General features: G+C 66.2%; 8 protein-coding genes. 4 read left to right on the plus strand and 4 right to left on the minus strand.

Annotated elements, in window-relative coordinates:
• The 3 genes from H596_RS23990 to H596_RS0118495 all read right to left on the minus strand — a co-directional run.
• The coding region (locus H596_RS23990) for an IS630 transposase-related protein (protein ID WP_245584074.1) at positions 1-239 on the minus strand (239 nt) is incomplete at its 3' end.
• A gap of 112 nt (positions 240-351) precedes the next feature.
• Positions 352-1,185: an SDR family NAD(P)-dependent oxidoreductase gene (locus H596_RS0118490; RefSeq protein WP_084603021.1), complete on the minus strand. Its 834-nt coding sequence runs from the start codon at positions 1,183-1,185 to the stop codon at positions 352-354.
• 581 nt (positions 1,186-1,766) lie between these two features.
• Positions 1,767-2,558 carry an enoyl-CoA hydratase/isomerase family protein gene (locus H596_RS0118495; protein WP_051213408.1) on the minus strand — a complete coding sequence of 264 codons (792 nt, stop codon included), beginning with the start codon at positions 2,556-2,558 and terminating at the stop codon, positions 1,767-1,769.
• A gap of 127 nt (positions 2,559-2,685) precedes the next feature.
• Between H596_RS0118495 and H596_RS0118500 the strand changes: the two genes are divergently transcribed.
• The 3 genes from H596_RS0118500 to H596_RS22430 all read left to right on the plus strand — a co-directional run bounded on the left by H596_RS0118500 (position 2,686) and on the right by H596_RS22430 (position 5,598).
• Positions 2,686-3,669 (plus strand): Bug family tripartite tricarboxylate transporter substrate binding protein, encoded by a 984-nt coding sequence (locus H596_RS0118500; RefSeq protein ID WP_051213410.1) that lies wholly within the window; start codon positions 2,686-2,688, stop codon positions 3,667-3,669.
• Between the two features lie 6 nt (positions 3,670-3,675).
• On the plus strand, positions 3,676-4,668 hold the full coding sequence (locus H596_RS0118505; protein WP_051213413.1) for a Bug family tripartite tricarboxylate transporter substrate binding protein: 993 nt from the start codon (positions 3,676-3,678) through the stop codon (positions 4,666-4,668).
• Positions 4,669-4,749: 81 nt separating this feature from the next.
• Complete coding sequence (locus H596_RS22430; RefSeq protein WP_051213416.1) at positions 4,750-5,598, plus strand: IclR family transcriptional regulator; 849 nt, start codon at positions 4,750-4,752, stop codon at positions 5,596-5,598.
• 11 nt (positions 5,599-5,609) lie between these two features.
• Here the strand turns inward: H596_RS22430 and H596_RS23995 are convergent, their stop codons facing one another.
• A complete protein-coding gene (locus H596_RS23995; RefSeq protein WP_156910190.1) occupies positions 5,610-6,011 on the minus strand; it encodes a Clp protease/crotonase-like domain-containing protein in 402 nt (133 codons plus the stop codon).
• 118 nt (positions 6,012-6,129) lie between these two features.
• Between H596_RS23995 and H596_RS0118515 the strand changes: the two genes are divergently transcribed.
• Positions 6,130-6,954: an IS5 family transposase gene (locus H596_RS0118515; protein WP_084603023.1), complete on the plus strand. Its 825-nt coding sequence runs from the start codon at positions 6,130-6,132 to the stop codon at positions 6,952-6,954.
• The last annotated feature ends 9 nt before the right edge of the window (positions 6,955-6,963 follow it).

Raw genomic sequence — 6,963 nt, forward strand, 5'->3', positions numbered from 1 at the left:
CGCAGATGCGCCAGCAGCGCCGCCTCATGCCCGGCCAGCACCGCCTTGCGCCGCGCGCCACCACGCGCCGAAGCGGTGGTCGCCCCCGTCGCCGCACGGCGCGCCAGCGCCTTGTAGATGTAGGAGATGCTCACCCGGAACAGCGGCGCCACCTCGCGCACGCGCAGTCCACCGTCCACCGCCGCCAACACGCGCTCACGCAGATCCTGCGAATATGCCTGGCCAGATCGCCATGTCATCGCTGCCTCCGGTTTCAGCTCCGGAGACCGATGAATCACACATCAGCGCCGTGCCGGAATCCCCGATCGCGATTCCGGTCGATGTGAAATGGCTCTAGGCGTTTGTGGCCGCTCACCATCCGCCGAAGGAAAGCCCTCCGTTGACGCTCACCGTCTGTCCGGTGACTTGGCTCGCCTGGGGCGAAACAAGGAATGCCGCCACCCGTGCAACCTCCTCCGCTGTTGGCGCGCGTCCGAACGGAAACCGCGTCAACGCCTTGGAGAAGAGGCGGTTCTCGAAGGTCTGAGCTGAGAAGATGCGGTCCCAAGAGGGCGTACCGGAGGTCAGGGTTAGCGCCAGCGCGTTCACGCGCGTGTTCCAGCGTGAGAACTCCCGCGCCAGCGCCTTCGTGAGCAGAATGACCGCAGCGCCCGTGGCGCCGATGATCGCCTCGCCAGGCGTGGGATGCCGCGCGGCGTCGGTCGTGATGAGGAGGACGGCGCCTCCGCCTGCCGCACGGAGGGCAGGTACCGCTGCGTGAACCGGGAAGATGCGCGGGAGTACGCGCGCTGCAAAGCCGTCCTCCAGCTCCCGCGGTGTCATCTCATGGAACGGCTTCGGTCCGGACGGCCCTTCGGCCCCCGCGCTAACAAGGACGTCAAGCCGCCCACCTCCGCGCGACGCGGCATCTGCAACCACCCGTGCCGCCGTCTCGTAGTCGCGGACGTTACCTTCGGAGAAAAAGACTGAGTTCGACGCGCCGCCGAGCGCGGCAAGCGCGGCTGCGCCCCGCGCCGCGTTCCTCCCGTTCACCGTCACCGTCGCGCCGCTCGCGACCAGCTTCCTCGCGATTTCGAGGCCGATTCCCCCCGTGCCGCCGGTGACGAGGGCATTCCTATCCTCAAGCCCAGGAATCCTGTCGTGCGTCGCCGCTGACTCGTGTGTCGTGTCTGCGCCCTTCGTCATGTCTCACTCCAACACTGTGTTGTCGCGCGGCCATGTCGGCGATCTCCTGCGTCGACCACCCTAGTTCCGCGGGTAGCTTGGCGCCGTGATTGGCAATCTGTGACCCACGGCCGCTTCTTGGCGTAGCGGCCAGCGTACAGGCTCTGCATGACATTCCGTGCACGTTCGGCCTGTACCGCCCGCACCACCAGGATCCAAAGCCGAACGTGCTCGGACGTCGGCAGCACCGGCAAGCCCGGCGTCAACGCGCCCTCTACCAAGCAACGCGCTCCGCCCGGGCGCCCTTGGCTGCCCGGTGTGCGAAGCGGCGCTTGCAGTGCATCCTGCGCGGGGCCGCAGCGGGCTGGGGCATCGGCCCCACCCGCAACCGGAGCGCACCACGCGTGCGACGCCACTCATTACCCGCCTGCTGACCGCCCACCCGCCGCATACCTCGCGGCCTATTCGGCAGCGGCAGCGCGAGCCGTAACCATCGCCGCTCACCCAATCCGAACTCGCGAGACACGCACCATCCCCCGCTGTCCGGCATCGGTGAATCATGGCTTCTGCCTCAAGGAAAGCCCGCGTATGGGGCCCCAACCCTAGCCAAAGACAGGCTTGCGGCGAACTTCGAAGGCCGAGAGGCCCTCCTCGACATCCGGCGTCTGGAGGGCGCGCGCGACTGCTTCTCTCTCCGCCGCGAGGCCGTCGGCGAGTTTGCCATTAAGCCCTTCCCGCGTCAGACGCTTCATCAACGCTAGACCTGGTCCACTCCGATTGGTAAGGGCGCGGCAATACGCCAGTGCTTCCTCCTGCAAGGAATCATCCGCGACCACGCGGTTCACTAGGCCCCAGCGTTCAGCCTCCTCTGCCGTGATCCATCGAGCGCTGAACATTAGATCGAGAGCCCGGCGCACGCCGACAAGCCGAGGAAGGCGCTGCGTTCCTCCCCAGCCAGGCACGAGGCCGTACTGCGCGTGCTGGTCGCCGAACTGTGCGGTCCGTGCGGCAATGGCAATGTCGCACGCCATGGCCAACTCAAGCCCACCGGCGAGACAAAGCCCTTGAATGGCGGCGACGATCGGGAGCCGACTTCGCTCCATAGCGCACAGGACTTCATGGCCAAGGGCAAGGAACTGGCCCAGCTTATCGGTATCCTTCCGCACATCCTTGACTTCACCGAGTTCGGCGCCTGTGCAGAAGTGCTTGCCCTGCGCCTTCACGAGAACGGCGCGGATGTCCGGATCCGCCTCGAATCCCCGCAGGGCCGCGAGGATCTCGGCGTAGGTCTGGATCGACAGGCAATTGAGAACCGCAGGCCGCGCAAGCTCGATGATGCCAATGCGTCCGTCCTTGGTCGCGATGATCCGCCTTTCGCTCGCCGCCATGCTCATCCCCCGATTCTCGTGCCGGCACTCTACCAAAGGCGGGGCGGGAAAAAAAGAACGCTGTTCGACATGATGAACATACGCTACAAACCGCCGTTGCGGGCAACGCCCCCGCAAGAGGGGAGAAACGACAATGCATCGACGCACGCTGCTGTGCGGGCTCGCAGGCTCTGGCGCCGGCAGCATGGCGATCCCGGCATCCGCCCACGATCGGTACCCCGATAGGCCAATCCGACTGGTGGTCGCCTTTTCCGCCGGCGGACCGACAGACCTCATGGCCCGTCGTCTCGCCGAACGCCTTGGCGCGCAGCTCGGGCAGCCCGTGGTCGTGGAGAACAAGACCGGAGCGGCCGGCACGATCGGCGCGGCGGAAGTCGCGCGAGCGAGGCCCGATGGCTACACGCTGATTGTCGCCGTCTCCTCGAGCCATGCGATCGCTGCGACGCTCATGAGGCGCCCGACCTTTGATCCGGTGAAAGATTTTGCGGGTGTTGCCGTGATCGGCACGGTGCCTATGGCGCTTGCCGTGCACCCTTCCTTCCCAGCCCGAAGCCTCCAGGAGTTCCTGCGTGTCGTACGAGACGCGCCAGACGGCTTAAACTACGGTACCTCTGGCGCCGGCGGCATCGCGCATCTGTCGGGCGAATTGTTCGTGCGCGAGGCGCCCGGCATCAAGCTCACGCCCGTGCATTATCGGGGGGCGAGCGCGGCCCTTCAGGACTTGCTCGCCAACAACGTCCCGATCGTGATGGACACCATGGCCTCGATCGCGGAGCCCTATCGTAGTGGGCAGGTCCGCATCCTGGCCGTCTTCGCCGGGCAGCGATCGCCGTACCTGCCCGACCTGCCCACGGCACGCGAGCAGGGACTTCCCGGCGTCGTCTCCAACACCTACAACGCGATCCTCGCCCCGGCGGGCACACCAGCGCCCATACTGGCGACGTTGAACGGCGCTGTGCGCGCCGCACTCGCTGATCCCGCCATGCAGACCTTCATGGCGGCAAACCTGCTCGATCCCTACCCGGACCCGACTCCGGAACGGACCATGGCCTTCATACGCAGCGAGTTAGAGAAATGGCGCCCGATCATCCGGGCTCTTGGCCTCACGATGGAGTAGCGGCCAATGGATCGCAGAACCCTTCTTGCTACCTTCGGTGCCGTGCCTGGCGGCACTCTGATCCCCGCTTGGACTGCTCAGGCGCAGGGCGCCTTTCCAGATCGACCGATTCGCATCGTCGTTGGATTCTCGGCGGGCGGGCCGACGGACATCGTCGCACGGCGCCTCGCGGGGCGCCTTGGTGGCGTTCTTGGCCAGCCCGTTATCGTTGAGAACAAGCCCGGTGCCAGCGGGACCATCGCGAGCGCCGGGGTTGCCCGCGCGCATCCGGATGGGTACACGTTGTTGCTCGCCACCTCATCGAGTCACGCTATTGCCGCGACGCTGATGCGACGCCCAACTTTCGATCCGATCGGGGATTTCGCGCCCATAGCCCTGATCGGCGAGGTGCCGATGGTGATGGCGGTACATCCCGCCTTCGAGGCGCAAAGCTTGCCAGATCTGCTCGAACTGCTGCGGCGTGCGCCGCGCGGCAGCGTCACTTACGCCTCCTCGGGCGTTGGCGGCATCGCTCACTTCACTGCTGAACTCTTCATGCGCCAAGCGGGCGGCGTCCTGATGACGCAGGTTCCCTATCGCGGCGCTGGCCCAGCATTGCAGGACCTTCTGGCCGGCCATGTGCCAATCTACATCGATACCTTCGCGACGACGCTGAACCATCATCGCGAAGGCCGATTGCGGATCATCGCAAATTTCTCGCGCACCCGTTCCCCTGCCGCACCCGACGTGCCCACAGCGATTGAACTCGGGATACCGGACATGGTGGCGAATACGTACAACGCGCTGCTCGCCCCGGCCGGCACGCCGCAGGCGATCATTGAGACACTGCAGCGTGCGGTCCGACGTGTTGCCGCTGAGCCGGAGTTCCAGGATTTCCTGCGCTCAGTCTCGGTGGAGCCCGTGGCAAATTCGACGCCAGCGAGCACCGCGGCCTACATGCGGGGGGAACTGGACAAATGGCGCCCGATTATCCAAGCGACGGGCATGACAATGGAATAGCGACCCGATCTTGGTTCCGGCGGCCGACAATGCTAGGCGTCCCGCTAGGTCGCCACCTGAAGGCGGCCAGGGATTCGATGCATGACGACATCCGACGGCACCCCCCGCTCCCTGCTGCGCGTGCTTGGGCTGTTCGAGGCGATCGCGGGCTGCAGGGACGGCATGAGTCTGGTCGATCTCAGCCAGGCCCTGGGCAGCCCGAAGAGCAGCCTGCTCCTACTGCTGCGTCCGCTGGTCGCCCGGGGGCACTTGACCCATATAGACGGGCGCTACCGACTGGGCGCTGCGGCCTTCCGCCTTGCGACCACCATCCTCGCCGCCCGCGAGCAATCGGACCAACTGCGCAACGTAATGGAATGGCTCGCGCGGGAAAGTGGCGAGACCGTTCATCTAACGACGATCGAGCGCGAACGCGGCCTCGTTACCTATATCGAGATCATCCCAAGCGAGCAGCCGGTCCGCTACGTGCCACAGCTTGGCTCGATGCGGCCGCTATATTGCTCCGCGGCCGGGCGTGTGCTGCTTGCCTTCCAGGACGAGGCTTGGCGGGAGAGCTATCTGAAGCGCACACAACTCAAGCGGCTGACGCCACACACCACGACGAGCGTGGTGGCCTTGCGCCGCATCCTCGACGAGGTGCGACGCGAAGGGGTCTGCGTCACCATTGAGGAGACCATTCTGGGCGCGGCAGGCTGCGCGGCACCGATATTCAATGCCGACGGCAGCGTCTCGTCTGCGTTGCTGGTCGGCGCACCGGCCGACCGTTTCCGTCGCTACGCGGAGCGCCACAAGGCCTTGGTGCGCGAAGCGGCGGCACGGGTTTCCGCCGCGCCGCCCGCTGCATCCATCAGAGCGGATAATCGGTCGGAGCGGTCAACTTCCGCTTCTCGCGGAGGGCGGCGACGCGTTCCCTCATCGCCGCCCCCGTGAAGCTCGGGAACTCAAGCGCGAGCGAGGCGCCGAAGGTCGGCTTGGCCGGACGCAGCCGCTTGCAGCACGTATTTCGTCCAGCGGATGGTTGAGGGCGGGCTTTTCGCGAGCCATGCCGCAACGTCGGGCCCCTTGGCACCCGGTTTGGCGTCCTTGACGGCGAGCCTGACCTCTCTGATTTGTTCCGTCTCCGTAGCAATGAGGCGTTGCATCGCAGCAGATACAACTTTGCTTTGCCTGCTGCCACAAAGCCACGACCGGATGATGGCGCAATAATCGCTCGCGGCCACGCCGGGCCTCTTATGCCCATCGATGATGTGGGCATGCTTCGCCGCAATGGACACGCCGGCTACGTGCCGCGCCATCAGCCTGCGTCCACGGCCTTCCACACGGGTTGTGCTGACGATCGCCATCGAATGACTACACTTGACTACATCTTAAACGGCGATTTGGACGGCTTCCCACGCTTCCCTTCAGTGACCGTTTGAGAAAGGCTTGGCGCGGCGCGACCGAGGGTGATTCAAGCTCGGGATGTGGACCCGAGAGACCCGAGGCCGGATGGCCGAGCTTGGCCGAAAGACGAAGCGCTATCCGTCCGACCTGACGGACGAGGAATGGGCGCGGCTCGAGCCGCTGCTGCCGAAGCCGTCGCGGCGGGGCCGGAAGCCTTCGGTCGATCTGCGCGAGGTGCTGAACGCGATCCGCTACATGGCCCGCAGCGCGGGCGGATGGCGGATGCTGCCGGTGCACTTCGGCCCTTGGCAGACGGTCTACTGGTGGTTTCGTCGCTTCGTCCGGCGCCTGCTGTTCCGCACCATCCACGACGTGGCGCTGATGCTCGACCGCGAGGCGGCGGGCCGGGAGGCCAGCCCGACGGGCGGCGTGCTCGACAGCCAGACGGTGAAGGCGCCGTTCGCCGAGGCGCGCGGCTTCGACGGGGCCAAGCGGATCGCCGGGCGCAAGCGCCACGTCGCGGTGGACACGGAGGGACGCCTACTGATGGTGAACCTCACCCCGGCCGACGTGTCGGACAGCGCGGGCGCGCAGGCGATCCTCGGCGCCATCCGCAAGCGCTGGCCGTGGCTGAAGCACCTGTTCGCGGATGCGGGCTACGACCGCACGAAACTCATGGACAAGGCCGCGTTCCTCGACTTCGTCATCGAGATCGTCCGCCGCTCCGACCGGACATCGGGCTTCGAGGTCATCCCGCGGCGCTGGGTGGTGGAGCGCACCTTCGGCTGGATGATCCGCTGGCGGCGCCTCGTCCGCGACTACGAGAGGCGCCTCGACGTGTCCGAAGCCATGATCCACGTCGCCATGGGCGCCCTCCTGCTCCGCCGCGTCGCACATCGGTAATTCTCAAAC

Origin of the sequence: Rubritepida flocculans DSM 14296 (assembly GCF_000425365.1) — a bacterium.
Taxonomy (GTDB): Bacteria; Pseudomonadota; Alphaproteobacteria; order Acetobacterales; family Acetobacteraceae; genus Roseococcus; species Roseococcus flocculans.